This window comes from Pseudomonas sp. B21-051 (assembly GCF_024748795.1).
Lineage (GTDB): Bacteria > Pseudomonadota > Gammaproteobacteria > Pseudomonadales > Pseudomonadaceae > Aquipseudomonas > Aquipseudomonas putida_A.
Window position 1 is genome coordinate 4,667,946 of the sequence record NZ_CP087166.1, and the last position, 26,836, is coordinate 4,694,781.

At 61.2% G+C, this 26,836-nt stretch carries 23 protein-coding genes; 14 read left to right on the top strand and 9 right to left on the bottom strand.

Going from position 1 to position 26,836, the window contains the following annotated elements; translation table 11 throughout:
- Nucleotides 1–128 precede the first annotated feature (128 nt).
- Together LOY52_RS20935 and LOY52_RS20940 are read right to left on the bottom strand one after the other, a co-directional pair.
- Entirely contained in the window at nucleotides 129–1,580 is a 1,452-nt protein-coding gene (locus LOY52_RS20935; protein ID WP_258675833.1) for an aldehyde dehydrogenase family protein, read from the bottom strand.
- Complete coding sequence (locus tag LOY52_RS20940) at nucleotides 1,577–3,214, bottom strand: 5-guanidino-2-oxopentanoate decarboxylase (RefSeq protein ID WP_258675834.1); 1,638 nt, start codon at nucleotides 3,212–3,214, stop codon at nucleotides 1,577–1,579. Before LOY52_RS20940 ends, LOY52_RS20935 begins: the two co-directional genes overlap by 4 nt.
- 225 nt (nucleotides 3,215–3,439) lie before the next feature.
- On the opposite strand from LOY52_RS20940, the gene LOY52_RS20945 reads away from it, so the two are divergent.
- Entirely contained in the window at nucleotides 3,440–4,321 is an 882-nt protein-coding gene (locus LOY52_RS20945; RefSeq protein WP_258675835.1) for a LysR substrate-binding domain-containing protein, read from the top strand.
- 131 nt (nucleotides 4,322–4,452) lie between these two features.
- Here LOY52_RS20945 and LOY52_RS20950 read toward each other — a convergent pair whose 3' ends face one another.
- Nucleotides 4,453–5,067, bottom strand: a complete 615-nt coding sequence (locus LOY52_RS20950; RefSeq protein WP_258675836.1) for an NAD(P)-dependent oxidoreductase — start codon at nucleotides 5,065–5,067, stop codon at nucleotides 4,453–4,455.
- 220 nt (nucleotides 5,068–5,287) lie between these two features.
- A complete protein-coding gene (locus LOY52_RS20955) occupies nucleotides 5,288–6,166 on the bottom strand; it encodes an MBL fold metallo-hydrolase (protein WP_258675837.1) in 879 nt (292 codons plus the stop codon).
- 114 nt (nucleotides 6,167–6,280) lie between these two features.
- Here LOY52_RS20955 and LOY52_RS20960 point away from each other — a divergent pair, with 114 nt between their 5' ends.
- Together LOY52_RS20960 and LOY52_RS20965 are read left to right on the top strand one after the other, a co-directional pair.
- Nucleotides 6,281–7,186, top strand: coding sequence for a LysR family transcriptional regulator (locus LOY52_RS20960; protein ID WP_258675838.1), 906 nt, complete (start codon nucleotides 6,281–6,283; stop codon nucleotides 7,184–7,186).
- 130 nt (nucleotides 7,187–7,316) lie between these two features.
- Complete coding sequence (locus LOY52_RS20965; RefSeq protein ID WP_007964044.1) at nucleotides 7,317–7,493, top strand: hypothetical protein; 177 nt, start codon at nucleotides 7,317–7,319, stop codon at nucleotides 7,491–7,493.
- 135 nt (nucleotides 7,494–7,628) lie between these two features.
- On the opposite strand, the gene LOY52_RS20970 is transcribed toward LOY52_RS20965, so the two are convergent.
- The gene (locus tag LOY52_RS20970; protein ID WP_258675839.1) at nucleotides 7,629–8,513 is read right to left on the bottom strand and encodes a helix-turn-helix domain-containing protein; all 885 of its coding nucleotides are present in this window, start codon (nucleotides 8,511–8,513) and stop codon (nucleotides 7,629–7,631) included.
- Nucleotides 8,514–8,690: 177 nt separating this feature from the next.
- Between LOY52_RS20970 and pobA the strand changes: the two genes are divergently transcribed.
- Both pobA and LOY52_RS20980 read left to right on the top strand, forming a co-directional pair.
- Nucleotides 8,691–9,884 (top strand): 4-hydroxybenzoate 3-monooxygenase, encoded by a 1,194-nt coding sequence (pobA, locus tag LOY52_RS20975; protein ID WP_258675840.1) that lies wholly within the window; start codon nucleotides 8,691–8,693, stop codon nucleotides 9,882–9,884.
- Between the two features lie 79 nt (nucleotides 9,885–9,963).
- Nucleotides 9,964–11,481, top strand: a complete 1,518-nt coding sequence (locus LOY52_RS20980) for an MDR family MFS transporter (protein ID WP_258675841.1) — start codon at nucleotides 9,964–9,966, stop codon at nucleotides 11,479–11,481.
- Nucleotides 11,482–11,578: 97 nt separating this feature from the next.
- On the opposite strand, the gene LOY52_RS20985 is transcribed toward LOY52_RS20980, so the two are convergent.
- From LOY52_RS20985 to LOY52_RS21000, 4 genes are all read right to left on the bottom strand, one after another.
- On the bottom strand, nucleotides 11,579–12,427 hold the full coding sequence (locus LOY52_RS20985) for a cache domain-containing protein (protein WP_258675842.1): 849 nt from the start codon (nucleotides 12,425–12,427) through the stop codon (nucleotides 11,579–11,581).
- Nucleotides 12,428–12,661: 234 nt separating this feature from the next.
- Nucleotides 12,662–13,516, bottom strand: coding sequence for an ATPase (locus LOY52_RS20990; RefSeq protein ID WP_258675843.1), 855 nt, complete (start codon nucleotides 13,514–13,516; stop codon nucleotides 12,662–12,664).
- A 116-nt stretch (nucleotides 13,517–13,632) separates the two neighbouring features.
- Nucleotides 13,633–14,625 (bottom strand): NAD(P)-dependent oxidoreductase, encoded by a 993-nt coding sequence (locus LOY52_RS20995; RefSeq protein WP_258675844.1) that lies wholly within the window; start codon nucleotides 14,623–14,625, stop codon nucleotides 13,633–13,635.
- A 52-nt stretch (nucleotides 14,626–14,677) separates the two neighbouring features.
- Nucleotides 14,678–15,571, bottom strand: a complete 894-nt coding sequence (locus LOY52_RS21000; protein ID WP_103367388.1) for a LysR family transcriptional regulator ArgP — start codon at nucleotides 15,569–15,571, stop codon at nucleotides 14,678–14,680.
- A gap of 96 nt (nucleotides 15,572–15,667) precedes the next feature.
- On the opposite strand from LOY52_RS21000, the gene LOY52_RS21005 reads away from it, so the two are divergent.
- The 9 genes from LOY52_RS21005 to LOY52_RS21045 all read left to right on the top strand — a co-directional run bounded on the left by LOY52_RS21005 (nucleotide 15,668) and on the right by LOY52_RS21045 (nucleotide 26,824).
- A complete protein-coding gene (locus LOY52_RS21005; protein WP_258675845.1) occupies nucleotides 15,668–16,069 on the top strand; it encodes an ACT domain-containing protein in 402 nt (133 codons plus the stop codon).
- Between the two features lie 5 nt (nucleotides 16,070–16,074).
- Nucleotides 16,075–16,677 (top strand): LysE/ArgO family amino acid transporter, encoded by a 603-nt coding sequence (locus tag LOY52_RS21010; protein WP_258675846.1) that lies wholly within the window; start codon nucleotides 16,075–16,077, stop codon nucleotides 16,675–16,677.
- 176 nt (nucleotides 16,678–16,853) lie between these two features.
- On the top strand, nucleotides 16,854–17,450 hold the full coding sequence (locus LOY52_RS21015; protein WP_003227660.1) for a superoxide dismutase: 597 nt from the start codon (nucleotides 16,854–16,856) through the stop codon (nucleotides 17,448–17,450).
- Nucleotides 17,451–17,919: 469 nt separating this feature from the next.
- The gene (locus tag LOY52_RS21020; RefSeq protein WP_027612474.1) at nucleotides 17,920–19,971 is read left to right on the top strand and encodes a bifunctional diguanylate cyclase/phosphodiesterase; all 2,052 of its coding nucleotides are present in this window, start codon (nucleotides 17,920–17,922) and stop codon (nucleotides 19,969–19,971) included.
- Between the two features lie 230 nt (nucleotides 19,972–20,201).
- Nucleotides 20,202–21,545, top strand: a complete 1,344-nt coding sequence (locus LOY52_RS21025; RefSeq protein ID WP_258675847.1) for an imelysin family protein — start codon at nucleotides 20,202–20,204, stop codon at nucleotides 21,543–21,545.
- 317 nt (nucleotides 21,546–21,862) lie between these two features.
- Entirely contained in the window at nucleotides 21,863–23,290 is a 1,428-nt protein-coding gene (locus tag LOY52_RS21030) for a di-heme oxidoredictase family protein (protein WP_258675848.1), read from the top strand.
- A 26-nt stretch (nucleotides 23,291–23,316) separates the two neighbouring features.
- A complete protein-coding gene (locus tag LOY52_RS21035; RefSeq protein WP_027612470.1) occupies nucleotides 23,317–24,381 on the top strand; it encodes an imelysin family protein in 1,065 nt (354 codons plus the stop codon).
- A 14-nt stretch (nucleotides 24,382–24,395) separates the two neighbouring features.
- Nucleotides 24,396–25,496, top strand: a complete 1,101-nt coding sequence (locus tag LOY52_RS21040; protein WP_258675849.1) for a DUF1513 domain-containing protein — start codon at nucleotides 24,396–24,398, stop codon at nucleotides 25,494–25,496.
- A 179-nt stretch (nucleotides 25,497–25,675) separates the two neighbouring features.
- The gene (locus LOY52_RS21045; protein ID WP_097086027.1) at nucleotides 25,676–26,824 is read left to right on the top strand and encodes an efflux RND transporter periplasmic adaptor subunit; all 1,149 of its coding nucleotides are present in this window, start codon (nucleotides 25,676–25,678) and stop codon (nucleotides 26,822–26,824) included.
- The last annotated feature ends 12 nt before the right edge of the window (nucleotides 26,825–26,836 follow it).

Here is a 26,836-nt window from a genome sequence, read left to right on the forward strand (position 1 = left end):
GCCTGCAGCGCTGCCGACGGGTTCATCCTGAGGTCGTGCAATACACCTGACTATCGATAAAAACTCATCGAAGCCATGACACCGACGCATGCCTCGTTGCGAGGCATGCGCTCACCTTTTTCGGGCGTTCAGAGCGCCTGGATCACGTGTTTGATTTCCTGAAACGCGGCCAGGCCCCACGGCCCCAATTCGCGGCCGATGCTGCTCTGCTTGTAGCCGCCCCACGCCGTCTGCGGGAAGATCACTTGCGGCGCGTTAAGCCACACCAGCCCCGCCTGCAGGGCGTTGGCGACGCGGTCGGCAGTCTCGGCGTTACGCGTCACCACACTGGCGACCAGCCCGAACTGGCTGTCGTTGGCCAAGGCAATCGCCTCGGCTTCGCTGCTGAAACTGCGCACGCAGAGCACCGGGCCGAAAATCTCTTCACACCACAACGCACTGTCGAGGGGCACGTCGGTGAACACCGTCGGCTGCAAAAAATAGCCGCGCGGCAGATGCGCCGGACGATTGCCGCCGCACACCAGCTTCGCCCCGGCGCTCAGGCCACGGTCGATGTGGCCGAGCACGCGTTGGTATTGCGCCTGATTGACCAGCGCGCCCATCTCCACGTCCGGGTCGAACGGATCGGCCACGCGAATCGCTTGCGCGCGCTTTTGCAGACGCTCAAGAAAATCATCGGCCAGCTCATCGGCCACCAGCACGCGACTGGTGGCCGAACACATTTGCCCGGCGTTGAAAAAACCGCCGCCGCAAGCCAGTTCCACCGCCAGTTCCAGATCGGCGTCTTCGAGCACCAGCAACGAAGATTTGCCACCCAGTTCCAGGCTCACGCCCTTCACCGTTTCGGCAGCACGCTGCATCACTTGCACACCGACGGCGTTGCTGCCTGTGAAAGATATCTTGGCGATGCGCGGATCCGCCGACAGCGGCGCACCGACCGCCAGACCAGTGCCGCACACCAGGTTGAATACGCCATTGGGCAGACCGGACTCAGCGATGATCGCCGCCAGTTCCAGCTCCGGCAGCGGCGTGACTTCCGACGGTTTGAGTACCACGCAGCAACCGGCGGCCAGCGCCGGCGCGAGTTTCCATGCGGTGGTGACCATCGGGAAATTCCACGGCACGATCAGCCCGACCACACCGCACGGTTCACGACGCAGACGCGCGCTGAAGTCATCGCTGGGCAGCGCCACGTTGCTGTCGAGTTGTGCGTCGAGGCCTTCGGCCAATTCGGCGTAATACTCGAAAGTGGCGATCACATCATCGACGTCGATCGCCGCTTCGAATTGCGGTTTGCCGTTGTTGCTCGACTGCAATTTCATCAGGTGATCGCGACCGTCGCGCACGCCATTGGCGATGTTGCGCAGGACCGCAGCGCGCTCGGCACCGCTGGTTTTCGACCAGCGCTTGAACGCTTCAGTGGCGGCGCTGACGGCCAGATCTACCGCGCGTTCATCGCCGCCATTGACCGTGGTCAGCAGCGCTTCGGTGGCCGGATTGATCACCCGCAGATGCTCACGCCCGGCCGACCATTGGCCGTTGATGTACAGGCCATCGAGTGTGGTTGGGAAATTGATCATCGGGCCACCGCCTGCATCCATTGGGTCTGGTCGATTTCGATCACGGTCGGGCCTTGGCGATCAGTTGCGGCACGCAGCGCGCCGCGCAATTGCTCAACCGAGCTGATCGCTTCGGCGGCGCAGCCCAGGGCCTTGGCCACACCGATGAAATCCGGGGTGTAGATGTCGACGCCGACCGGTTCGATGGCGCGGTTGACCATGTACTTCTTGATCTCTTCGTAGCCCTGGTTATTCCACAACAGAATGATCACCGGCGTGCGCGCTTCGACCGCGCTGGCCAGTTCCGGCAGGGTGAACTGCAAGCCGCCGTCGCCGATCAGGCACACCACTGGCGGACGAGCACCGTCCTCGACGCTACCGCCGAGCCACGCGCCAATCGCCGCCGGCAGGGCGTAACCGAGGGTGCCGTAACCGGTGGACGAGTTGAACCAGCGCCGTGGACGTTCTGGGTTGAACGTGAGGTTGCCGGTGTACACCGGTTGCGTGGAGTCGCCGACGAATACTGCGTCCGGCAATTCGTGCAGGACGGTTTCGAGGAAGCGTGTCTGGGCCAGGGTTGGCACGTCCCAGGTCGCGGCCAGATCATCACGCAGACGCGCTGCCCGCACCTGGCCCCAATCGTTGCGCCGCTCGGCCAGCGCCTGCTGCGACAGTGCGCCGAGCAGCCCTTGTGCGGCGTTGCGCGAGTCGGCGACCAAGGCCACGTGCGGCGGATAGTTGCGCACGGTCTGGTCGGCGTCGATGTCGATGCGCAACAGCTTGCCGGGAATCTCGAAGCCGCCGGCGAAGGTCACGTCGTAATCGGTTTCGGCCAGTTCGGTGCCGATCGCCAGCACCACGTCGGCATCAGCGACCAGTGCGCGGGTCGCAACCAGGCTTTGCGTTGAGCCGATCAGCAGCGGATGGCTGGAGGGCAGCATGCCTTTGGCGTTGATGGTCAGCGCCACCGGGGCGTCGAGCAGTTCGGCCAGTTCGGTGAGTTCGGCGGCGGCATCGATCGCGCCGCCACCGGCGAGGATCAACGGACGCTGAGCGCCGGCCAGCAACTCAGTCATGCGCCGTACGGCAGCCGGTGCGGCCCCGGCGCGGTCGATGTGCACCGGAATGCTGGCGAGCAGTTCATCGGCTTCTTCCACCAGCACGTCCAGCGGAATCTCGATGTGCACCGGACGTGGACGCCCGGCCTGAAACAGCGCGAAAGCACGGGCCAGCACGCCGGGCAATTCCGCCGCCGACATCAGGGTGTGGGAGAACGCCGCGACGCCGCCGACCAGCGCACTCTGGTTCGGCAGCTCATGCAGCTTGCCGCGACCGCCGCCCAACTGGCTGCGGGTCTGCACGCTGGAGATTACCAGCATCGGGATCGAGTCGGCGTAGGCCTGGCCCATCGCGGTGGTGATGTTGGTCATGCCCGGACCAGTGATGATGAAGCACACACCCGGTTTGCCGCTGGTGCGCGCATAGCCGTCAGCCATGAATCCGGCGCCCTGCTCGTGCCGTGGAGTGACGTGGTTGATGCTCGAACGGGCCAGCCCGCGATACAGCTCCACGGTGTGCACCCCGGGAATGCCGAACACCTGCTCGACCCCGTAATCCTCGAGTAACTTGACCAGTACTTCGCCACACGTCGCCATGTCGATTGCCCTTCTGTCAGCTAAAAACACAGATCCATTGTGGGAGCGAGCCTGCTCGCGAAAGCGCTGGATCAGCCAACATCAATGCTGAATGTGAAACAGCCTTCGCGAGCAGGTTCGCTCCCACATGACCTGAACATGGGCTCATTGAACGGGCGGCAGGTAGCGGCAACAATCGATTAAAAGTCATACTAGCCATGTCCTCACGTCATACCTTGGATCCACATGAAACGACTGCCTCCCCTGCCCGCCCTGCACACGTTTCTGATCACCGCGCAGTGCTGCAACTTCACCCGGGCCGCCGAGCAGTTGCACATCACTCAGGGCGCGGTGAGCCGGCAGATTGCCGGGCTGGAGGATCATCTGGGGTATGAGTTGTTCATCCGTCTGGCGCGAGGCCTGGAGCTGACCGCCGAAGGTCGTGAATGGCTGCCCCGGGTGGAAAAAATCTTCGGTTTGATCAGCGAGGCCACCGAGCAGATCGGTCGCAAGCGCCAGACTCTGCAGCTCAAGGCGCCCAGCTGCGTGATGCGCTGGCTGGTGCCGCGCCTGCTGCAATGGCAAAAGGAACGCCCGGACGTGCCGGTCAAACTGACCACCACGCTGGCCCATGGCGTCGACTTTCAGCGTGAGCAATTCGATGCGGCGGTGATCTACGGCACGCCGCCGGACAACTCCTCGACCGCCCTGCATCTGTTCGATGAGCAACTGACCCCGGTGTGTTCGCCAGCGTTATTGAAAGGCCCGCCGGCGCTGAGCGAACCGGCCGATCTGCAACAGCATCTGCTGTTGCATCCGACCCGCGATACGCAGGACTGGACGGTGTGGCTGACCGCCGCCGAATTGCAGTTGAGCAACGTCAACACCGGGCAGCATTTCGAGACACTGGATCAGGCGATGTCAATGGCGTCGCATGGGACGGGTGTGGCGATTGGCGACTGGTCGCTGATCGGCGATGACCTGCGCGCCGGACGGCTGGTGATGCCGTTTGAGCTGAAGGTGAAGACGGGGCTGGGTTACTACGTGGTGATGCCGCAGGGTGGGGAAGCATCGCCGCAGCTGGAGGAACTGATGATCTGGCTGGTGGAACAAGCCCATACCCGCTGAATCAACGCATTCCCCTGTAGGAGGTGCCGAAGGCTCGGGCCGCGATCGGACGATCTTTTGACTTTGATTTTAAAAAAACAAGATCAAAAGATCGCAGCCTGCGGCAGCTCCTACACGGATTGCGTTGCAGGTCAGTAGCCGACCGTAAACCGCTGACGCGAATGCTTCGGCGTTTCCACTTCGTCAATCAGCGCAATCGCATAGTCGGCGAAGGTGATCCAGCTGCGACCTTCAGCACTGAACAGCAAATGATCCTTGCCAACGCGGAAGGTGCCGGTGCGCTCACCTTCGACGAACTCTGCCGACGGCGAGAGGAAGGTCCAGTCCAGATCCTTCTCCTGACGCAAGGCATCGAGGAACGCTGCGCCAGCGCTGGCCTCGGTTTTGTACTCAGCGGGGAAACCGGCGCTGTCAATCACTCGGGTGTCGTCCGGCAGCAACAGCGAACCGGCACCACCGACCACCAGTAGACGTTTCACGCCCGCCTGCTTCACCGGGCCAACCAGAGCGCTGGCCGGTACGCTGGCGAAATGCGCGGCGCTGATCACCACGTCGTGACCGGCCACTGCCGCTTGCAGCGCCACCGAATCCAGCACATCGACATTCTTGCTGACCACACCGGCACGCGCGCCGATCTTCGAAGTATCGCGGGCGATGGCGGTGACGCTATGGCCGCGACGCAGGGCTTCTTCCAGCAGTTGACTACCGGCACGGCCGGTGGCACCAATGATTGCGATCTTGCTCATGACATTCTCCAGTTGGCTTGAGAGTTTCAACGACGGCATAAATCTAATCTTGAAGCGGTATTCCCTGTGGCGAGGGAGCTTGCTCCCGCTGGAAGGCGAAGCACTCCCCGCCTGTTTCAGATACAACGCATGGGCAGGTTTTACGCCCGCTGCGCAGGCGGGCGGGAGCAAGCTCCCTCGCCACACAAGTTCTCTCGACCTCTGTTTCAGATCAATCGGGTTACCACTTCATCTCGCCCTTGGCGACTTTGGCGCTCAGCTCCAGCGAGCTTTCTTCGCCGAGTTTCAGGTAGCGGTTTTGCATGGCCTTGATCAGTGCGGCGGAATCCTTGGCCTTGGCGGTTTCTTCGTCGAAAGCCTTAATGTAGTCGGCGGTGAATTTCACGCTGGCCAAAGAGCGACTGCTCTCGCCCAGGTAGTGACCGGGCACCACGGTTTTCGGCTTCAGGGTTTCGATCGAGTGCAGGGTTTGCAGCCAGTCGGCGTGGGATTGCGCGGTCTGGGTATCGGCCATCCACACATGAATATTCTCGGCGACCACAACGCCACCGACCACGGCCTTGAGCGACGGAATCCACACGAAGCTGCGATCCGGTTGTTTGCCTTCAAGACCGACCACCTGCAGCTTCTGCCCTTCGAGCATCAGGCTGTCGCCCTTGAGCACGCCCGGCACGATGGTTTTGGCCGGTACGTCAGCGCCCATTTTCGGGCCCCAGAAGGCAAGTTTGCCGGCGACGGTTTTGTTGATGTGATCCACGGTCGGCTGCGAGGCCAGCACTTCGGCGTCGGGGAAGGCCTTGGTCAGGGTGTCGAGGCCGAAGTAGTAATCCGGGTCACCGTGGCTGATGTAAATGGTGGTCAGGTGCTTGCCGCTGGCGCGGATCTTCTCCACCACCTGCTCGGCCTGGGCCTTGCCGAATTGTGCATCGACCAGAATCGCGTCTTTCTCGCCGCTGACCAGCACCGAAGTCACCGGGAAGATTGCCTTGGTGCCAGGGTTGTAGACATCCAGGGTCAGGTTGGCGGCAGCGGCGTGGGCCGCGAAACCGAGGGTGGCGGTGGCCAGCAAAACGCGCTTGAGGGTAGTGAAGCCGATCATCTGTTGCTCCGTGGTCCGAATGCCGTGTTTGGCGATGGGACAGAGCTTAGTTGCCTGACTCGGTACAAAAAATGCGATGCTTGGACATAGTTTGTTTCTGAAAGCGGGCAAATCATGGATCGTCTTCAAGCAATGCGGGTGTTTGTCACAGTGGTGGATCTGGGCAGCCAGTCGGCGGCGGCCGATCATCTGGACCTGTCGCGGCCGGTGGTGTCGCGCTATCTGGCGGAGCTGGAAGACTGGGTCGGCGCGCGCCTGATGCACCGCACCACACGCAAATTGAGCCTGACTGCCGCCGGCAGCGAAATCCTGCCGCGCTGTCGGCAGATGCTCGAACTCTCGACCGACATGCAGGCCGCCGTCAGCGAACCCGACGAGGCACCGCGCGGACTGCTGCGCATCAGTGTCAGTACGTCGTTCGGTCAGGCGCAACTGGCCGATGCAATGGCGGCGTACGTCAAGCGCTACCCCGGGGTCAGCATCGACCTGCAGATGCTCGACCGCACGGTGAATCTGGTGGATGAGCGCATCGATCTGGCGATCCGCACCAGCAATGACCTGGACCCGAACCTGATCGCCCGGCGCCTGACCGTGTGCCGCTCCGTGGTCTGCGCCGCACCGGCTTATTTGCGCGATAACCCGCCACCGCAGCGGGTCGAGGACCTGAGCCGGCACAACTGCCTGACGCACTCGTATTTCGGCAAGAGCCTGTGGCATTTCGAGGAGGACGGTGAGCCGGTGTCGGTGCCGGTGCAGGGCAACATCAGCGCCAACGAGGCCAGCACACTATTGCGCGCCACCCTGGCCGGTGCCGGCGTGGCGATGCTGCCGACCTATCAGGCCGGGGTGCATGTGCATGCCGGTGAACTGGTGCGCCTGCTGCCGGATGCCGAGCCGCGGCAGATGAACATCTACGCGGTGTACGCCTCACGCAAGCATATGCCGGCGGCGCTGCGCAGCATGCTGGACTTTCTGGTGCAGCGGTTTCCCGAGAATCCAGAGTGGGATGTGGGGTTGTAGAAAAGCAAAAGATCGCAGCCTGCGGCAGCTCCTACCCATAACCCTGTAGGAGCTGCCACAGGCTGCGATCTTTTGATCTTGTTCTATGCTGAAAGTAATACCGCAGGGTATGCGTTCAGAGGTCAACGCCATGAACATCAGAACAAGAAGGTACTTCGCGATTTTCATCACCTGCGCCGCCACGCTGGCGCTGTACGGCACCGCGGCCTGGCGGGTCGAGCAACTGCGACAACTGCCGCGCGAATACGCCAGCTGCAATTTCGAGCGCTGCATTCCGCACAATGCGACGCTTAACGCATTGCGCTGAATGATCTGAGCTGGAATGCGATCCTGTGGGAGCGAGCCTGCTCGCGAAAGCGGTGTGTCAGCCAACAATAATGCTGAATGAAAAACCGCCTTCGCGAGCAGGCTCGCTCCCACAGGATTTGCAGCGTTTACAAGATTACTGTTCGGCCTTCAGCCGGTCACGAAAGGCCTTTGGCGAAATCCCCACCCTGCGCCGGAACAGGCGCGTGAAGTTGGTCGGATCGGAAAACCCCAACAACTCCGACATCTCGTAAATGGTCATGCTGGTGTAGGTCAGCAAACGTTTGGCTTCCAGCAACTGGCGTTCGTGCATGATCTGCAGCGCTGGCTGCCCTGCCAGTTCGCGGCAGGTGCCGTTGAGGTGTGACACCGAAATCCCCAGACGATGGGCGAGATCTTCGACCTTCACATGCTGGCGGTACGTCTCCTCCACCAATTGAATGAACCCGTTGAGGTACTCGCGCTGGCGTTGCGGCCGCTGGCTGGCGTTATGGCGCACGAGCGCCTGCCGGCTGACCCAGACCATGATCACGCTGACCAGCGAATGCATGAGCATTTCCCGCGCCGGCTGATGGCCGTTGTATTCGCCCTGCAACGCGGAAAACAGACTGTTCAGGTACTGCGCATCCTTGCCCGCCGGGTAGTGCTCGGCCTGGGCCAGTGCGTGCACCGAATTGCCCAGTTGCGCCTGCAGGTGATTGATCAGCGGATTGGCGAGGGTGACGACGAATCCTTCGACGTCCTCGGAAAAACGAAAGCCATGCACCGACAACGGTGGCAGGACTTGTATGGCGGGTTGGTTGAGCTGCGTGCGTTGACCTTCGATTTCAAGCTCTGCCTGACCTTTGAAGACGAAGAGCAACTGGCACAAATCGGCGTGGCGGTGGGGTTTGATTTCCCATTGATGTTCGCGGCTGCGTTTGGAAATGGTTTCACAGTGCAGCAAGTCAGGGGTCGGCCAGTCCAGGCTTTCACCGTAGAGCTTGAACACCGGAATCGAAGGCAGGGCAGGCTTGTTCATCACTTCAATCCAGGCCTCGAGGTTGCGGGCGATAATCGCACCGATTGGCAGAATGTACAGGTATCGGCTCAGTTTTCACCTTCAATTGACAGACCCGCAAGGGAAAAATGCAAGCACTCGATCCATAAAAATCATTCACCGGCGCCTGTCGCGTGAAGCTTGCGAGTCATAAAAACAATGAAAACGCTGAAAACCCAAGTCGCCATCATTGGCGCCGGTCCGTCCGGATTGCTCATCGGTCAGTTGCTGCACAACGCCGGCATCGACACCCTGATTCTCGAACGCCAGACACCCGACTATGTCCTCGGACGAATTCGCGCCGGCGTGCTTGAACAAGGCATGGTAGAGCTGTTGCGCCAGGCCGGCGTAGGCGCGCGCATGGATGCCGAAGGGCTGGTGCACGCCGGCTTCGATCTGGCACTGGATGGGCGTCTGGCACACATCGATCTGCAGGGTTTGACCGGCGGCAAAACCGTCATGGTTTACGGTCAGACCGAAGTCACGCGCGACCTGATGGCCGCTCGTCGGGAGGCCGGCGCACTGTCGTTTTATGAAGTGAGCCACGTCGTTCCTCACGGCATGAAAAGCGACGAGGCTTTTGTCACCTTCGAAAAGGACGGCGAAACCTGGCGCGTCGATTGCGATTACATTGCCGGTTGCGACGGCTTTCATGGCGTGGCCCGGCAGTCGATTCCCGAGGACTGCCTGAAGATTTTCGAACGGGTCTATCCGTTCGGCTGGCTGGGGATTCTCGCCGACACCCCGCCGGTGCACGAAGAACTGGTCTACGCCCGTCACGAACGCGGCTTCGCTCTGTGCAGCATGCGTTCGGCCACCCGCACCCGTTATTACCTGCAGGTCCCGGCCGAGGAGAACGTCGCCGACTGGTCCGATGAGCGCTTTTGGGCTGAGCTGAAAACACGTCTGCCTGCCGCGCTTGCCGAGAAACTGGTGACTGGCCCGTCGATTGAAAAAAGCATCGCGCCGCTGCGCAGTTTTGTCGTCGAGCCGATGCAGTACGGGAGGATGTTTCTGCTCGGCGATGCTGCGCACATTGTGCCGCCCACCGGCGCCAAGGGCCTGAACCTGGCCGCCAGCGATGTCAGCACGTTGTTCAACATTCTGCTGAAGGTTTATCGCGAAGGGCGCACCGATCTGCTGGAGAAATACTCGGAAATCTGCCTGCGCCGGGTATGGAAAGCCGAACGGTTTTCCTGGTGGATGACCTCGATGCTGCACCGTTTCGACGAGCATGATGATTTCAGCCAGCGCATCAGCGCCTCGGAACTGGACTACTTTGTCAGTTCAGAAGCCGGTCGAAAAACCATTGCAGAAAATTACGTCGGACTTCCGTACGAGGCTATCGAATAGCCTGCTATCGACTTACACTGGCGAGCATCCCCGCTCGCCTGACGAACTGCGGGACTCTCACTGCCCGCAGGTTTCGCCCGTGACCAATCTTCACCAGCCTGAAACACCCAAACCGGCCATTCGCAGCGTGCTGGTCGCGTTGATGATGGCGATTTTTCTCGGCGCGCTGGACCAGACCATCGTCGCCGTCTCGATGCCCGCCATCTCCGCACAGTTCAAGGACGTCAGCCTGCTCGCCTGGGTGATTTCCGGGTACATGGTGGCAATGACCGTGGCGGTGCCGATCTACGGCAAGCTCGGAGATTTGTACGGGCGACGCAAACTGATGCTGTTCGGCATGGGCCTGTTCACCCTCGCCTCGCTGTTCTGCGGCATGGCGCAAAGCATGGAACAACTGGTGCTGGCGCGGATTCTCCAGGGTATCGGCGCCGGCGGAATGATCTCGGTGAGTCAGGCGATCATCGGCGACATCGTCCCGCCGCGCGAACGCGGGCGCTATCAGGGTTACTTCAGCAGCATGTACGCGGTGGCCAGCGTCGCCGGGCCGGTGCTCGGCGGCTACATGACCGAATACCTGTCGTGGCGCTGGGTATTCCTGATCAATCTGCCACTGGGGCTGGGCGCTTGGTGGGTTGCCAATCGCAACCTGCGCGGGCTGCCGATTCCGCAGCGCAAACCGATCATCGACTACCTCGGCACGCTGTTGATGATCATCGGTTTGACCGCCTTGCTGCTGGCCATCACTCAGGTCGGTCAGGGCCATTCGTGGCGCAGCAGCGAAGTGCTCGGTTTGTTCGCCTGTGCGGTGCTGGTGTTGGCGGTATTCGTCTGGCATGAACGTCGGGCGCGCGAGCCGCTGCTGCCGATGCACCTGTTCACCAACCGCAACGCGTTGCTGTGCTGGTGCACGATTTTCTTCACCAGTTTTCAGGCGATCTCGCTGATCGTGTTGATGCCGCTGCGCTTTCAGAGTGTCACCGGCGCCGGGGCCGATAGTGCCGCGCTGCACCTGTTACCGCTGGCCATGGGCTTGCCGATCGGTGCCTATTTCGCCGGCCGGCGCACGTCGATCACCGGGCGCTACAAACCGCAGATTCTGACCGGCGCGATCCTGATGCCGCTGTCGATTCTCGGCATGGCCTTCAGTCCACCGGAAGCGACGTTGCTCAGTGGCGTGTTCATGCTGCTCAGCGGGATTGCCGGCGGCATGCAGTTCCCGACGTCGCTGGTCGGTACGCAGAACTCGGTGGAACAACGCGACATCGGCGTCGCCACCAGCACCACCAACCTGTTCCGTTCACTGGGTGGCGCGGTGGGTGTAGCGTTGATGTCGGCGTTGTTGCTGGCCTTGTTGCAGGATTCAAGTTTTGCCCACTTGGCGAGCAACTCGCTGCTCAGCGAAGGTCATTCGGGCAATGTGCTGCTCGACGGTTTGAACGCCGCACCGGGTGATGCACAGAACGCCTTGCGCGCCGAGCTTTCGGTGACGTTCCGGCATCTGCTGTGGGTGAGTACGGCGGTGTCGCTGCTGGGGCTGGCGGCGGCGATTGCGATGCCGAACAACCTGCTGCGCGGGCGCGAGCATGGCGCCAAATAACAGCAAGAGATCGCAGCCTGCGGCAGCTCCTACAGGGATGCATTCCCATGTAGGAGCTGCCGAAGGCTCGGGCCGCGTTCGGACGATCTTTTGATCTTCAAGGGCTGTAGTAACCCACCGCCACCAGAAAATGCCCGACCTTCTTCAGGTAGGCGTGCTTGTCTTCGACCTTGCCGGTCACCGGGTTTTTCCAGCGGTATTCGTATTCACCGTCATCCTGTTTGGCGATCAGCGCCAGGATCGGCTCGCCCACCGGTTTGCCTTCCGGGTCCTTGATCTTGCTGAAATCGGTATTGATCAGCCGCAGGTTGGTACCGTGGGCAACGTAGCGTTGGGTGTCCAGATCGACCACGAATACATACAGGTCATCCTGCAGATACCCGCCCTTGAGCGAGTTGATGGCTGTCAGCGTGCCCTTTTCGTTTTTCCCCAGATCGGTTGCAGCCTTGTCGCGAAGTGCCTTGGCCTGCTCGGCTGAAGCACGCGGCAGGTAATAACCGACTGCCAGAATGCGCTGACCGATACGCTGGTAATACACATGTTTGCGCTCGACCTTGCCGTCGGCCCAGTTCTGCCAGCGGTATTCGGCTTGCTGGATGCCGTTGCCTTCCGGCACCAGCAGGGCGTCCTTGAAAGCTTTCTGCAAATCCGGCGCAAGCACTTCGCTGACATCACGGCCGATCAAGGCAGAGGAAGGCCCACCGCTGGCGAGCATCACGCCTTTGGTATCGACCACGAACACGTAGCGATCCTTGTCGACGAACTCACCCTGACGGCTGAACGCGGCGAAGGCCTTGTCACCATTGTCGTGGTAATAGGCCAGAGCCTTTTCCAGCAAAGCGATGGCAGCCTTGCTGTCGTCCTTTTGTGTAGTGGCGGCGTTGACCTGCCCTGCCCCCACAAAAAGCATCACCCCGAGCCACGCCACTTTATGCCAAAACCCCATAACGCATCCCTCGTTCTTGTTGGTGTTTCAAGAGCGTAGACGGCTTGGGGTCGGACGGAGGTCGAAGATGAATCCAGAAGTTGCCGCATTCCCTGTGGCGAGGGAGCTTGCTCCCGCTCGGCTGCGAAGCAGTCGCAAAACCTGCAAATGCGCTCTACCTGAACGAAAGCAGGGGAGCGCTTCGCACTCCAGCGGGAGCAAGCTCCCTCGCCACAAAGGTTCCTGAGTCAGGTTCTACGGCCGGGCATTGATCTGCTGCTGCAGGTTCTGGATCTGCGCCTGCAGGGTGTTGATGTTGCGGGTCATCTGTCCCCGGAATGCGTCGAACTCGGCGGTATTGCCGCCACCCTGCGCAGTGGCCGGACGGTTGTCCTGTTCACTCTTGAGAACGACGATTTCCTGCTCCAGACGCTCGATCGCTGCGTTCGAGTTGCCCTGCTTTTTCAGCGCAGCGATATCAGCGCCGAGGCTTTTCAGTTGAGCGTCATAACTCTTGAGCTGCGCATCGACCTTGCCGGTGTCGGCCGGGGCGCTTTTCAGGGTCGCCAGTTCGGCGCTCAAGGCTTTGACCTGAGCCTGCAACTGGGTATTGGCGTTCTGTTGTTCGGTGGTCTGCGCAGTCATCTGCGCCAGACGTTTGTCCAGATCGCTGGCCTGACCGACCACGCCTTGCTGCTGTTTGCTTTGGTCCAGCAACTGGGTTTCCAGCTGTTTGATCTGCAGCTTCAACGCTTCGCTGTCGCTGTTGACGTTGCTCTGGCTGGCGACGACCTTGCCGGAAATGTCCTGCAGGCGCCCCGCCGCTTCCTCGCTGATGCGCGCAAAGCTTTCCTGGGTCGCGACCAACTGCTGCTCCATCAACGAGATCTGCTGGAAGCTCCACCAGGCCAGACCGATGAAGGCAAAGAACAACGCGCCGACCAGTGCCCACAGCGGCCCGGTACTCGCAGCCTTGACCTTGACCACCGGCGGCGTGCGCGAGTGCACCGAGGTGCGGGCGGTGGTCGGAATGTCATCGTCGTCAAAGGTGTCGGCCCGCAGGCTCGGTACATCGTCGAAATCGTCGTTGGCATCGTTACGCATGGACATTGAGGCAACCTTTGTGGAACGCGGTGATGGCTAAATGCTGCGAAGTATAACCGCCGCAGCCGCAGGGATTGACCCTCAAGCGGCAGTGCGGTTCATTGCCGGCCGGGCGACTTGTATCAACGGATGTCCTGAGCTTTCCACCAGCCACAGAACTCGTCGAGGGCCGACCACAGGCTGACTTTCGGATCGTAGTCCAGATAATGCCGGGCGCGGCTGATGTCGAGGGTGAAATTTTTCTTCATGACCTGCATGCCCAGCCGCGACAGGGTCGGCTCCGGGCGGCCCGGCCAGAGTTTGCACACGCCTTCGTTGAGCCCCGCGACGCTGTAGGCCAGGCCGTACGAACGGTATTTGCTGACCTGCGGCACTTCCATCTTGCGCATCACGTAATTGACCACATCCCACAGCGGCACAGGTGCGCCATTGCTGATGTTGTAAGCCTTGCCCAACGCGGAACCGGCCGCCAACAGGCTGCTGAGCAGCGCTTCGTTGAGGTTCTGCACGCTGGTGAAGTCGACCTTGTTCAGACCGTCGCCAATGATCGCCAGACGCCCCTTGCGCTGCATGTTCAGCAGGCGCGGGAAGATGCTCATGTCGCCGGCGCCAGTGACGAAACGCGGGCGCAGGGCGATGGTTTCCAGACCGAATTCCTGTGCGCCAAAGACCTTTTGCTCGGCCAGGTATTTGGTCGCCGCGTAGTGATGTTTGAAGCGCTTGGGCACTTGCTCTTCGGTCAGGCCGAGGTGATCGCGGCCATCGAAGTAGATCGACGGCGACGACAGATGCACCAGCCGCCGCACGCGCTGCTTGAGGCAGGCTTCGACGACGTTTTCGGTGACCTGCACGTTGCCCTGATGAAAGTCCTGATAGCGCCCCCACAAACCGACGGCGCCGGCGCAGTGCACCACGGCTTCGACGTCGGCGCAGAGCTCACGCACCAGATCCGCATCGGTGAGATCGCCCGGGACGAACTCGGCGCCACGGCGCACCAGATGCTCGACGCTTTCGGCCCGGCGACCGTTGACCCGCACGTCCAGGCCCTGCTCCAGGGCGAAACGCGCAAAGCGTCCGCCAATGAAGCCGCTTGCGCCGGTGACCAGAATTTTCATGTAACGCTCCGATGTCTTTCGTTTACCTATACGTCTGTCTTGACGCTGACCATCAACCCAAGGGCACCAGCCAGCGCGGTGAAGAACGTAGCAATTGCTCGGTCAGCAAGGCCAGCAGCTGACCGCCATTGCGCCAATGATGCCAGTACAACGGCACATCGATCGGTTTATCTGGCAACAGTTCGCGCAATACGCCGCGTTGCAGCTGATCACGCACTTGCAGTTCCGGCACCAGACCCCAACCGAACCCGGCTTCGGTCAGGCGCACAAATCCTTCGGAGGACGGGCACAAATGATGCTCGAAACCACCATCGACACCGAGCGATGCGAGGTAGCGATGCTGGAGAAAATCGTCCGGGCCGAACACCAGCGCCGGGGTGCGCGGCAATTGCTCGGCGCGCACGCCGTCGGGGAAATGCCGCTCGATAAACGCCGGACTGGCCAGCGCCCGATAGCGCATCGCCCCGAGCAACACGCTGCGCGCACCGGCCACCGGGCGTTCGCTGGCGCAGACACACGCCGCAACCTCCCCGGCACGCATGCGCTTGAGACCGACGGTCTGATCTTCCACCACCAGATCCAGCAATAAATGCTGTTCGGCGCAGAAATCTCCCACCGCTTCGGCCCACCAGGTGGCGAGGCTGTCGGCGTTGAGGGCGATGCGCAAACGCTCCGGCAGGCCTTCTTCGTCGAGCGCCGGCACCAGGGTCTGCAAGTCACGTTCGAGCAGGCGCACCTGTTGGACATGGTTGAGCAGCCGCCGGCCGATCTCGGTCGGCGATGGCGGCGTGCCGCGTACCAGCACCGGTTGGCCGACCCGCGCTTCCAGCAGTTTGATCCGCTGGGAGATCGCCGACTGCGACAGGCCCAAAACCTGCGCGGCGCGTTCGAACCCAGCCTGCTCGACCACGGCGGCCAGAGCGGAAAGCAATTTGTAGTCGAACATCAGTTTTCCTAATGAGCGATCAGCACTATTGGTTTTTCTTATACCGCTTTCGACCGGAGAATAGCCAGCAAGCACTCTTTATCAAGGAACACGGCAATGGCTGGCGAAACCTCACTCACAACTCTGCTGCGCAGCATGAGCCCGCAGCTCAATGCCGGCGAATATGTGTTCTGCACCCTGCGGGACGCGCAGTTGCCGAGCGGTTTGGAGATTGTCGGCAGTTTCCGCGAGCAGGAAGGCCTGACCGTGATTCTCGAGCGCTCCCAGGCTGAACACGCCGGGTTCGCTTTCGATTATGTCGCGGCGTGGATCACCCTCAACGTGCATTCGGCACTGGAAGCCGTTGGCCTGACCGCTGCGTTCGCCAGCGCACTGGGCAAGGCCGGGATCAGTTGCAACGTGATCGCCGGTTATTACCACGACCATTTGTTTGTCGGTCAGGCCGACGCCGAACGCGCCATGCACGTGCTGCGCGATCTCGCAGCCAACGCGGAGTAAATTTTATGTGGCAAAGCTATGTGAACGGCCTGCTGGTGGCCTTGGGGCTGATCATGGCGATCGGCACCCAGAACGCTTTTGTGCTGGCGCAGAGTCTGCGCCGCGAACATCACCTGCCGGTGGCGGCGCTGTGTGTGGCGTGCGATGCGCTGCTGGTGGCGGCCGGGGTGTTTGGCTTGGCCACCGTGTTGGCGCAGAACCCGACATTGCTCGCGGTGGCACGCTGGGGCGGCGCGGTCTTTCTGATCTGGTATGGCAGTCAGGCGCTGCGCCGGGCGTTCTCGAAACAGAGTCTGGATCAGGATGAAAACCACACCGTACGCTCGTTGCGCGCGGTGATGCTCAGCGCGCTGGCAGTGACGTTGCTCAATCCGCACGTTTATCTGGACACGGTGTTGCTGATCGGCTCGCTCGGTGCGCAACAGTCAGTGCCGGGCGCTTATGTCGTGGGCGCGGCAAGTGCCTCGCTGCTGTGGTTTTTCACCTTGGCACTAGGTGCCGCGTGGCTTGCACCGTGGCTGGCGCGGCCGAGTACCTGGCGGATTCTTGATCTTCTGGTCGCAGTGATGATGTTCACGGTGGCGGGCCAATTGATTATCGCCAACTGATTTATTCCAAAAGGCTCTGGAACCTCTATCCCACACAGTTGTTGCGTGGTTAAGCCTTGACCCCGGTGCTATGATCCGAACCCTGCGCCGCAAAGAGTAAAAACTCGTCGGTGCATTTCTGGCCGCCCGTGATCGGCCTTGCGCTCACCGCAACAGACCTGATTAGGAGAATCATCATGGCTTTCGAATTGCCGCCGCTGCCTTACGCACACGATGCCCTGCAGCCGCACATTTCCAAGGAAACCCTGGAATTTCACCACGACAAGCACCACAACACCTATGTCGTGAACCTGAACAACCTGGTGCCAGGCACCGAGTTCGAAGGCAAGACTCTGGAAGAGATCGTCAAGACTTCCTCGGGCGGCATCTTCAACAACGCCGCTCAGGTCTGGAACCACACTTTCTACTGGAACTGCCTGGCGCCAAACGCCGGCGGTCAACCAACCGGCGCACTGGCTGAAGCGATCAACGCAGCCTTCGGTTCGTTCGACAAGTTCAAGGAAGAGTTCAGCAAAACCTCGATCGGCACCTTCGGTTCCGGCTGGGGCTGGCTGGTGAAAAAGGCTGACGGTTCCCTGGCCCTGGCCAGCACCATCGGCGCCGGCAACCCGCTGACCAGCGGCGACACCCCGCTGCTGACCTGCGACGTCTGGGAACACGCTTACTACATCGACTACCGCAACCTGCGTCCGAAGTACGTTGAAGCGTTCTGGAACCTGGTCAACTGGAAGTTCGTGGCCGAGCAGTTCGAAGGCAAAACCTTCACCGCTTAAGCTGCGCGCCAGATAAAAAACCCGGCTATGGCCGGGTTTTTTTATGCCTTTGATTTCTGTAGGAGCTGCCGCACCGTGCCAGAATTTCTGGCGCCTCTGTTTTCCTGTAGGAGCTGCCGCAGGCTGCGATCTTTTGACTTTGATTTTTTAAAGCAAGATCAAAAGATCGCAGCCTTCGGCAGCTCCTACAGGGAATTGCGTTTTTCTCACGATGAACGTTGTCTCCGGCGGCTTGCCGGGGCAGCACAGCGGACTAACATCAAACAGAGGAAAAATTGTCCCGCACCGCTCAAGTTGAGGGTCGAAACTACCGACACAGTACAAATAGAGCTGACACTCCAGACAGCAGTATTTCGGCCAAGGCCACGGGCAAATGTTCCGAGGCTTGATTGTCCCTTTGACTGCCAACACGGGATTGCCAATACTCATGGCAACTTGACGCTACCCGCACGGAACAAGGAATAACCCTTTGAAGCTGGAACTCAAGAACAGCTTGTCGGTGAAGTTGCTCCGGGTCGTGCTCCTTTCGGCATTGATCGTCGGTGTGGTCTTGAGCTGCGCCCAGATCGTTTTCGATGCCTATAAAACCCGCCAGGCGGTGGCCGGCGACGCCCAGCGTATCCTCGACATGTTCCGTGACCCCTCGACTCAGGCGGTCTACAGCCTCGACCGGGAAATGGGCATGCAGGTGATCGAAGGCCTGTTCCAGGACGACGCGGTGCGCCAAGCCTCCATCGGCCATCCCAACGAAGCGATGCTCGCGCAGAAGTCCCGTGAGTTGCAGCACTCCAACAGCCGCTGGCTGACTGACCTGATTCTCGGTCAGGAACGCACCTTCACCACCCAATTGGTCGGCCGCGGTCCCTACAGCGAGTATTACGGCGACCTGAGCATCACTCTCGACACCGCCACCTATGGCGAAAGTTTCATCGTCAGTTCGGTGATCATTTTCATTTCCGGCGTCTTGCGCGCCCTGGCCATGGGCCTGGTGCTGTATCTGGTTTATCACTGGCTGCTGACCAAGCCGCTGTCGCGGATCATCGAGCACCTGACCGAAATCAATCCCGATCGCCCCAGCGAGCACAAGATTCCGCAGCTCAAGGGCCACGAAAAAAACGAACTCGGTATCTGGATCAACACCGCCAACCAGTTACTCGAATCGATAGAACGCAACACCCACCTGCGCCACGAAGCGGAAAACAGCCTGCTGCGCATGGCCCAGTACGACTTCCTCACCGGCCTGCCGAACCGCCAGCAATTGCAGCAGCAACTGGACAAGATTCTGGTCGACGCCGGCAAGCTGCAACGCCGGGTCGCGGTGTTGTGCGTGGGGCTGGATGATTTCAAAGGGATCAACGAGCAGTTCAGCTACCAGACCGGCGACCAGTTGCTACTGGCGCTGGCCGACCGGCTGCGCGCCCACAGCGGTCGCCTCGGCGCCCTCGCCCGTCTGGGCGGCGACCAGTTCGCACTGGTGCAGGCCGATATCGAACAACCTTACGAAGCGGCAGAACTGGCGCAAAGCATCCTCGATGATCTGGAAGCGGCGTTTGCCCTCGACCATCAGGAAATACGCCTGCGCGCGACCATCGGCATCACCCTGTTCCCCGAGGACGGCGACAGCACCGAGAAGCTGTTGCAAAAGGCTGAACAGACCATGACGCTGGCCAAGACCCGTTCGCGCAATCGCTATCAGTTCTACATCGCCAGCGTCGACAGCGAGATGCGTCGCCGTCGCGAACTGGAAAAAGACCTGCGCGATGCGCTGATTCGCGACCAGTTCTACCTCGTCTATCAGCCGCAGATCAGCTACCGCGATCACCGCGTGGTCGGGGTCGAAGCGCTGATTCGCTGGCAGCACCCGGAACACGGTCTGGTGCCGCCGGACCTGTTCATTCCGCTGGCCGAACAGAACGGCACGATCATCGCCATCGGCGAGTGGGTGCTGGATCAGGCCTGCAAGCAATTGCGCGAATGGCACGATCAGGGCTTCGTCGATCTGCGCATGGCGGTCAACCTGTCCACCGTGCAACTGCACCACGCCGAGTTGCCGCGAGTGGTCAACAACCTGCTGCAGATCTACCGCCTGCCGCCGCGCAGCCTGGAGCTGGAAGTCACCGAAACCGGCCTGATGGAAGACATCAGCACCGCCGCCCAGCATCTGCTGAGCCTGCGCCGCTCCGGGGCGCTGATCGCCATCGACGACTTCGGCACCGGCTATTCATCGTTGAGCTATCTGAAGAGCCTGCCGCTGGACAAGATCAAGATCGACAAGAGCTTCGTCCAGGATCTGCTGGATGACGACGACGATGCGACCATCGTTCGCGCCATCATTCAGTTGGGCAAAAGCCTGGGCATGCAGGTGATCGCCGAAGGTGTGGAAACCGCCGAGCAGGAGTCCTACATCATCTCCGAAGGCTGTCACGAAGGTCAGGGCTACCACTACAGCAAGCCGCTGCCTGCCCGGGAGCTGACTGCGTACCTCAAGCAAGCCCAACGCACCAATGCTGCCATTCTCTAGAAGATCAAAAGATCGCAGCCTGCGGCAGCTCCTACAGGGATCGCGTGCCCCTGTAGGAGCTGTCGAGTGAAACGAGGCTGCGATCTTTTGATCTGCGCCATCACACTGGCGTAAACAAGAAATATTTCCAGCCACAGCCCTTTACACATAATGCGAAAGATTTGCATTATGTCGCAGCTTTGCGCACCCCCGCGCCCTGTCCATTCCATTACCGAAGCAGGATGTTCGCCATGATTCGTATGCCTCTGGCTACCGCCAGTCTGCTGGCCATCGCTATTTCCCTCGCCGGTTGCGGCGAAGGCAAAGACAAGGCTGCCGCCCCGGCCACGCCGACGCCGGCCGCCAGCACCGCTGCCGCGCCAGCACCTGCCGCTGCCGGTAAAGTCGATGAAGCCGCCGCCAAGGCTGTGGTCGCGCACTACGCCGACATGGTCTTCGCCGTTTACAGCGATGCCGAATCCACTGCGAAAACCCTGCAAACAGCCGTCGACGCGTTCCTCGCCAAGCCGAACGCCGACACTCTGAAAGCCGCCAAGGCTGCCTGGGTCGCCGCGCGCGTGCCTTACCTGCAGAGCGAAGTGTTCCGCTTCGGCAACACCATCATCGACGACTGGGAAGGTCAGGTGAACGCGTGGCCGCTGGACGAAGGCCTGATCGACTATGTCGACAAATCCTACGAGCACGCGCTGGGTAACCCGGGTGCCACCGCCAACATCATCGCCAACACTGAAGTGCAGGTCGGCGAAGACAAGGTCGACGTAAAAGACATTACTCCGGAAAAACTCGCCAGCCTCAACGAGCTGGGCGGTTCCGAAGCCAACGTCGCCACCGGCTACCACGCGATCGAATTCCTGCTCTGGGGCCAGGACCTGAACGGCACCGGCCCTGGCGCCGGCAACCGTCCTGCGTCGGACTACCTGGAAGGCGCAGGCGCCACCGGCGGTCACAACGATCGTCGCCGTGCGTACCTCAAAGCCGTGACCCAACTGCTGGTCAGCGACCTGGAAGAAATGGTCGGCAACTGGAAGCCGAACGTGGCTGACAACTACCGCGCCACCCTGGAAGCCGAGCCTGCCGAATCCGGCCTGCGCAAAATGCTCTTCGGCATGGGCAGCCTGTCCCTGGGCGAACTGGCGGGCGAGCGCATGAAGGTTTCGCTGGAAGCCAACTCCCCGGAAGACGAACAGGATTGCTTCAGCGACAACACCCACAATTCGCACTTCTACGATGCCAAAGGCATTCGTAACGTGTACCTGGGTGAATACACCCGCACCGACGGCACCAAGCTGACCGGTGCCAGTCTGTCGTCGCTGGTGGCCAAGGCCGACCCGGCTGCCGACACCGCGCTGAAAGCCGATCTGGCCGCGACCGAAGCGAAGATCCAGGTCATGGTCGATCACGCCAACAAGGGTGAGCACTACGACCAGTTGATCGCTGCGGGCAACACCGCCGGCAACCAGATCGTGCGTGACGCTATCGCAGCTCTGGTCAAGCAGACCGGTTCGATCGAAGCCGCTGCCGGCAAGCTGGGCATCAGCGACCTGAACCCGGACAACGCTGATCACGAGTTCTGATCACGCGCGTTTGACTGAAAAAGGCGACCTTCGGGTCGCCTTTTTCATGCCTGCCGTACACAAAACACTGCTCCATGGTGTGTTCGATATCAGGTACACCACCAAACCCTGTGGGAGCGAGCCTGCTCGCGAAGGCGTCATCGGGTACAACATCGTCAGCGCGGCGGACACCGCTTTCGCGAGCAGGCTCGCTCCCACAGGGTTTGCATGAGTTTCAAGGCTTGCGCCACATCAAGCAAACGATAATTCCTCTTATTCAAACTCATTCGCCCTGTTAGACTTTGCGCCTTTGTTTTCGCCCGTCCGCAGGATGTCTGATGCCCTCGCTGCCGCTTCGCTTGTCCGCACTGTTTCTGGCCCTGGGCCTGAGTGCCTGCGATGACGCCCCGCGCTTTACCAAGGCTGAGCCGGGTGAAGCGCGTTCGGGCGGGGCGGCGACCGTGCGCAAGACCGATCAGAATGCGTTCTCGTTGCCTTCGGCCAATCTGCCGCCGTCGCGTCGGGTCGACTTCAGTGTCGGCAACAGCTTCTTCCGCAGTCCGTGGGTGATCGCCCCGTCGACCACCACCGCGCGCGATGGCCTCGGCCCGCTGTTCAATACCAACGCCTGCCAGAACTGCCACATCAAGGACGGTCGCGGACATCCGCCCACGCCGGATGCGGCGAACGCGGTGTCGATGCTGGTGCGTCTGTCGATCCCCGATTCGCCGGCCTATGCCAAAGTCATCGAGCAACTCGGCGTGGTGCCGGAGCCGGTCTACGGCGGCCAGTTCCAGGACATGGCCGTGCCCGGGGTCACACCCGAAGGCAAGGTGCGCGTCGAGTACACCCCGGTGCCGATCCGTTTCAAGGACGGTACCGAAGTCGAGCTGCGCAAACCGGTTCTGCAATTCACTCAGTTGGGCTACGGCCCGATGCACCCGGACACGCGTTTCTCGGCCCGGGTCGCGCCGCCGATGATCGGCCTCGGCCTGCTCGAAGCGATTCCCGAAGAAGCGATCCTCGCCAACGCTGCCGCGCAAGCCAAAGAAAACAACGGCATCAATGGTCGACCGAATCAGGTCTGGGATGACGCATTGCAGAAGACCGTCATGGGTCGATTCGGCTGGAAAGCCGGGCAACCGAATCTCAATCAGCAGAATGTCCATGCGTTTTCCGGAGACATGGGCCTCACGACCAGTCTGAGGCCGTTCGATGACTGCACCGACGCGCAAACCGCGTGCAAGCAGGCGCCGAACGGCAATGGCCCGGACGGCGAGCCGGAAGTCAGCGACAACATCCTGCGTCTGGTGTTGTTCTACACACGCAACCTCGCAGTGCCGGCGCGCCGTGGCGTCAACGACGAACAAGTGCTGGCCGGCAAGAACCTGTTCTTCCAGGCTGGCTGCCAGTCCTGCCACACGCCGAAATACACCACCGCCGCCAACGCGGCCGAACCTGAACTGGCCAATCAAGTGATTCGCCCGTACAGCGATCTGCTGCTGCACGACATGGGCGACGGTCTGGCCGACAACCGTACGGAATTCCAGGCCTCCGGCCGCGACTGGCGCACTCCGCCATTGTGGGGGATCGGTCTGACGCAGGCAGTCAGTGGTCACACTCAGTTTCTGCATGACGGCCGCGCCCGCAACCTGCTCGAAGCCGTGCTCTGGCATGGCGGCGAAGCGGAGAAGGCGCAGCAACAGGTTTTGTCTTTCAACGCCGAGCAGCGTGCTGCGCTGCTGGCGTTCTTGAACTCACTTTAAACACTTAAAAGAATCGGGAGCCCGACATGTTCCGTCCCAAGTTGTTGTTCACCAGCCTTGCCGCACTCGCCCTCGGCGCCTGCTCGCCGCAGGACCCGCAAGCGGTCACGTCGGCGGCCATCGCCAAATCGGTGATCCTGCCGACCTATACCCGTTGGGTCGAAGCCGACAAGCAACTGGCCGTGAGCGCCCTCGCCTACTGTCAGGGCAAGGAAACCCTGGAAACCGCCCGCGCCGACTTCCTGCATGCGCAGAAAGCCTGGGCCGAGCTGCAACCACTGCTGATCGGCCCATTGGCCGAGGGCAACCGTTCCTGGCAGGTACAGTTCTGGCCGGACAAGAAAAACCTCGTCGGCCGTCAGGTCGAGCAACTGGTGATCGCCCAGCCGCAGATCGACGCCGCCGCACTGGCCAAATCCAGCGTGGTGGTGCAGGGCCTGTCGGCTTACGAGTACATCCTGTTCGATGAAAAGCCTGACGTCGCCAACGCTGAGCAGAAAGCCAAGTATTGCCCACTGCTGATCGCCATCGGCGAGCGCCAGAAACAACTGGCCGAAGAGATTCTGCAGAGCTGGAACAACACCGACGGCATGCTCGCGCAAATGAGCAAATTCCCCAACCAGCGCTATGCCGACTCCCACGAAGCGATCGCCGATCTGCTGCGTGTGCAGGTCACCGCCCTCGACACCCTGAAGAAAAAACTCGGCACACCAATGGGCCGTCAGAGCAAAGGCGTGCCGCAGCCGTTCCAGGCTGATGCATGGCGCAGCCAGTCGTCGCTGACCGCGCTGGAAGCCAGCCTCGCTGCAGCCAAAACCGTCTGGGAAGGCGTCGACAACAAAGGCCTGCGCGGTCTGCTGCCGGCCGAGCAGAAACCGTTGGCGGACAAGATCGACGCCGCCTACGCCGCGTCGCTGAAACTGTTCGACAGCAGCCAGCGCTCGCTGACCGAAATGCTTCAGGACGACGCCGGTCGTCAACAACTCAACGATCTCTACGACAGCCTCAACGTCGTCCATCGCCTGCACGAAGGCGAACTGGCCAAGGCGCTGGGCATTCAATTGGGCTTCAACGCCAACGACGGTGACTGATGAGGGCAAGTGCCATGCTGCGACGCCAGGCTCTGACTTTAGGTAGTTTGCTGCTGGGAGCAGTGACACTGGGCGGCTGGACGCTGTTCAAGCGCAAGGATCAGAGCCCGCTGTTGCTCTCGGCGCGCGACGACACCGACGGCAAGCATTACGCCGTCGGTTATCGGCTGGACGGTACGCGAGTGTTCGCCACCGAAGTCGGCCAGCGCTGCCACGACATCATCAACCACCCGACGCTGCCGATCGCGCTGTTCGTCGCCCGCCGCCCGGGCACCGAGAGCTACCTGATCGACCTGCGCGACGGGACGTTGCTGCAAACCGTGACGTCGCAGCCGAACCGGCATTTCTACGGCCACGCCGTGGTGCACAAGGACGGCGAATACCTGTACGCCACCGAGAACGACACCACTGATCCGGGGCGTGGCCTGCTCGGGGTGTACAAGTTCGAAGGCGAGCGGCTGGTGCACAGCGGCGAGATTTCCACCCATGGCCTCGGCCCGCATCAGGTGTCGTGGATGCCCGATGGCGAAACCCTGGTGGTGGCCAACGGCGGGATCCGCACCGAGGCCGAAAGCCGCGTCGACATGAACCTCAACGCCATGGAACCGAGCCTGGTGCTGATGCAGCGTGACGGCACCCTGCTGAGCAAGGAAACCCTTTCCCAGCAAATGAACAGCGTGCGTCACTTGGGCATTGCCAGCGACGGCACCATCGTCGCCGGCCAGCAATTTATGGGCGCCTCGCATGAGCGCTCCGAGCTGTTGGCGATCAAGCGTCCGGGCCAGCCCTTCGTGGCATTCCCGGTGCCGGAGCATCAGTTGCAGTCGATGGGTCATTACACCGCCAGCGTCGCAGTGCACAGCGATCTGCGGCTGGTGGCGCTGACCGCGCCGCGTGGCAATCGCTTCTTCATCTGGGACCTGGACAGCGGCGAAGTGCGTCTCGACGCGCCGCTGCCCGATTGCGCCGGTGTTGGTGCGGTGCAGGACGGCTTCGTCGTGACCTCGGGTCAGGGCCGTTGCCGCTACTACGATTGCCGCCAGGATGAGCTGCTGGCCAAGCCGCTGGAATTGCCGGCGGGGCTCTGGGATAACCATCTGCATTTGATGGCGTGACCCGCCTTTAAAAGATCGCAGCCTGCGGCAGCTCCTACAGGGATCGCATTCCAATGTAGGAGCTGCCGCAGGCTGCGATCTTTTTGCGCCTCCCTGTAAAAACTGGCAGTTGGAATCCCCACCTGACTCGGAGTAATGTGCCCGCCTGTCTCACCTGATTTATCCAAGGAACTGGAAATATGCTGCGTCGCCGCATGCTGATCATGTTGGGTGTTGTCTTGCTGGTCGTCCTGGTATTGGGCGGGTACAAAGCCTTTTCGATCTACACCATGATCCAGGGCTTCTCCAAACCGAAACCGCCGATCAGTGTCGCCGTGGCCCGCGCCAGCGAACAGCCGTGGCAGATGCGTTTGCCCACCGTCGGCTCGCTGAAGGCCTTGCAAGGCGTCGAGCTGAGTCTGGAAGTCGCCGGCACCGTCACCGAACTCAAATTCGAATCCGGACAGAAGGTCAAGGCCGGGCAGCCACTGCTGCAACTCGACAGCGCGGTCGAGACCGCGCTGCTGGAAACCGCCAAGGCTGACCTGGGACTGGCGCAACTGGATTTTGGTCGCGGCAGCCAACTGGTCGACAGCCGCGCGATCTCCAAAGGCGAGTACGACCGTCTCTCCGCCGTGTTGCAAAAGAACAAGGCCACGGTCAATCAGCTCAACGCCTCGCTGGCGAAAAAACGCATCCTCGCGCCGTTCAGCGGCACCATCGGCATCCGTCAGGTGGATGTCGGCGACTACCTCGCCAGCGGCACCAAAATCGCCACCCTGCAGGATCTGAGCAGCCTCTACGCCGACTTCTATGTGCCGGAGCAATCGGTGCCAAAACTGGCCATCGGGCAACCGGTGCAGATCGGTGTCGCAGCCTATCCCGGGCAGAACTTCCCCGGCGCCATCAGCGCGATCAACCCGATTGTCGAGAGCACCACGCGCAATATTCTGGTGCGCGCGACTTTGGCCAACCCCGACGGCAAGTTGCTGCCGGGCATGTTCGCCAGCCTCAACGTGTTGCTGCCCGATCCGCAGAAACACATCGTGGTCCCGGAAAGCGCGATCACCTACACCCTCTACGGCAACTCGCTGTACGTGGTCGGGCAAAAGAAGGCCGAGGACGGCAGCGTCGAAAAAGATGACAAGGGCCAACCGGTGCTGATCGCCGAACGCCGTTTCATCGAGACCGGCGAACGCCGCGATGGCCTGGTGATGATCAACAAGGGCGTGCAGAGCGGCGAACAAGTGGTGACCGCCGGCCAGATCAAACTGGACAACGGCGCACACATCGCCATCAGCGACGACAAGACCCTCGGCGAGCAGAACAGTCCGCCTCGCGCCGACTGATCAAGGAATCCC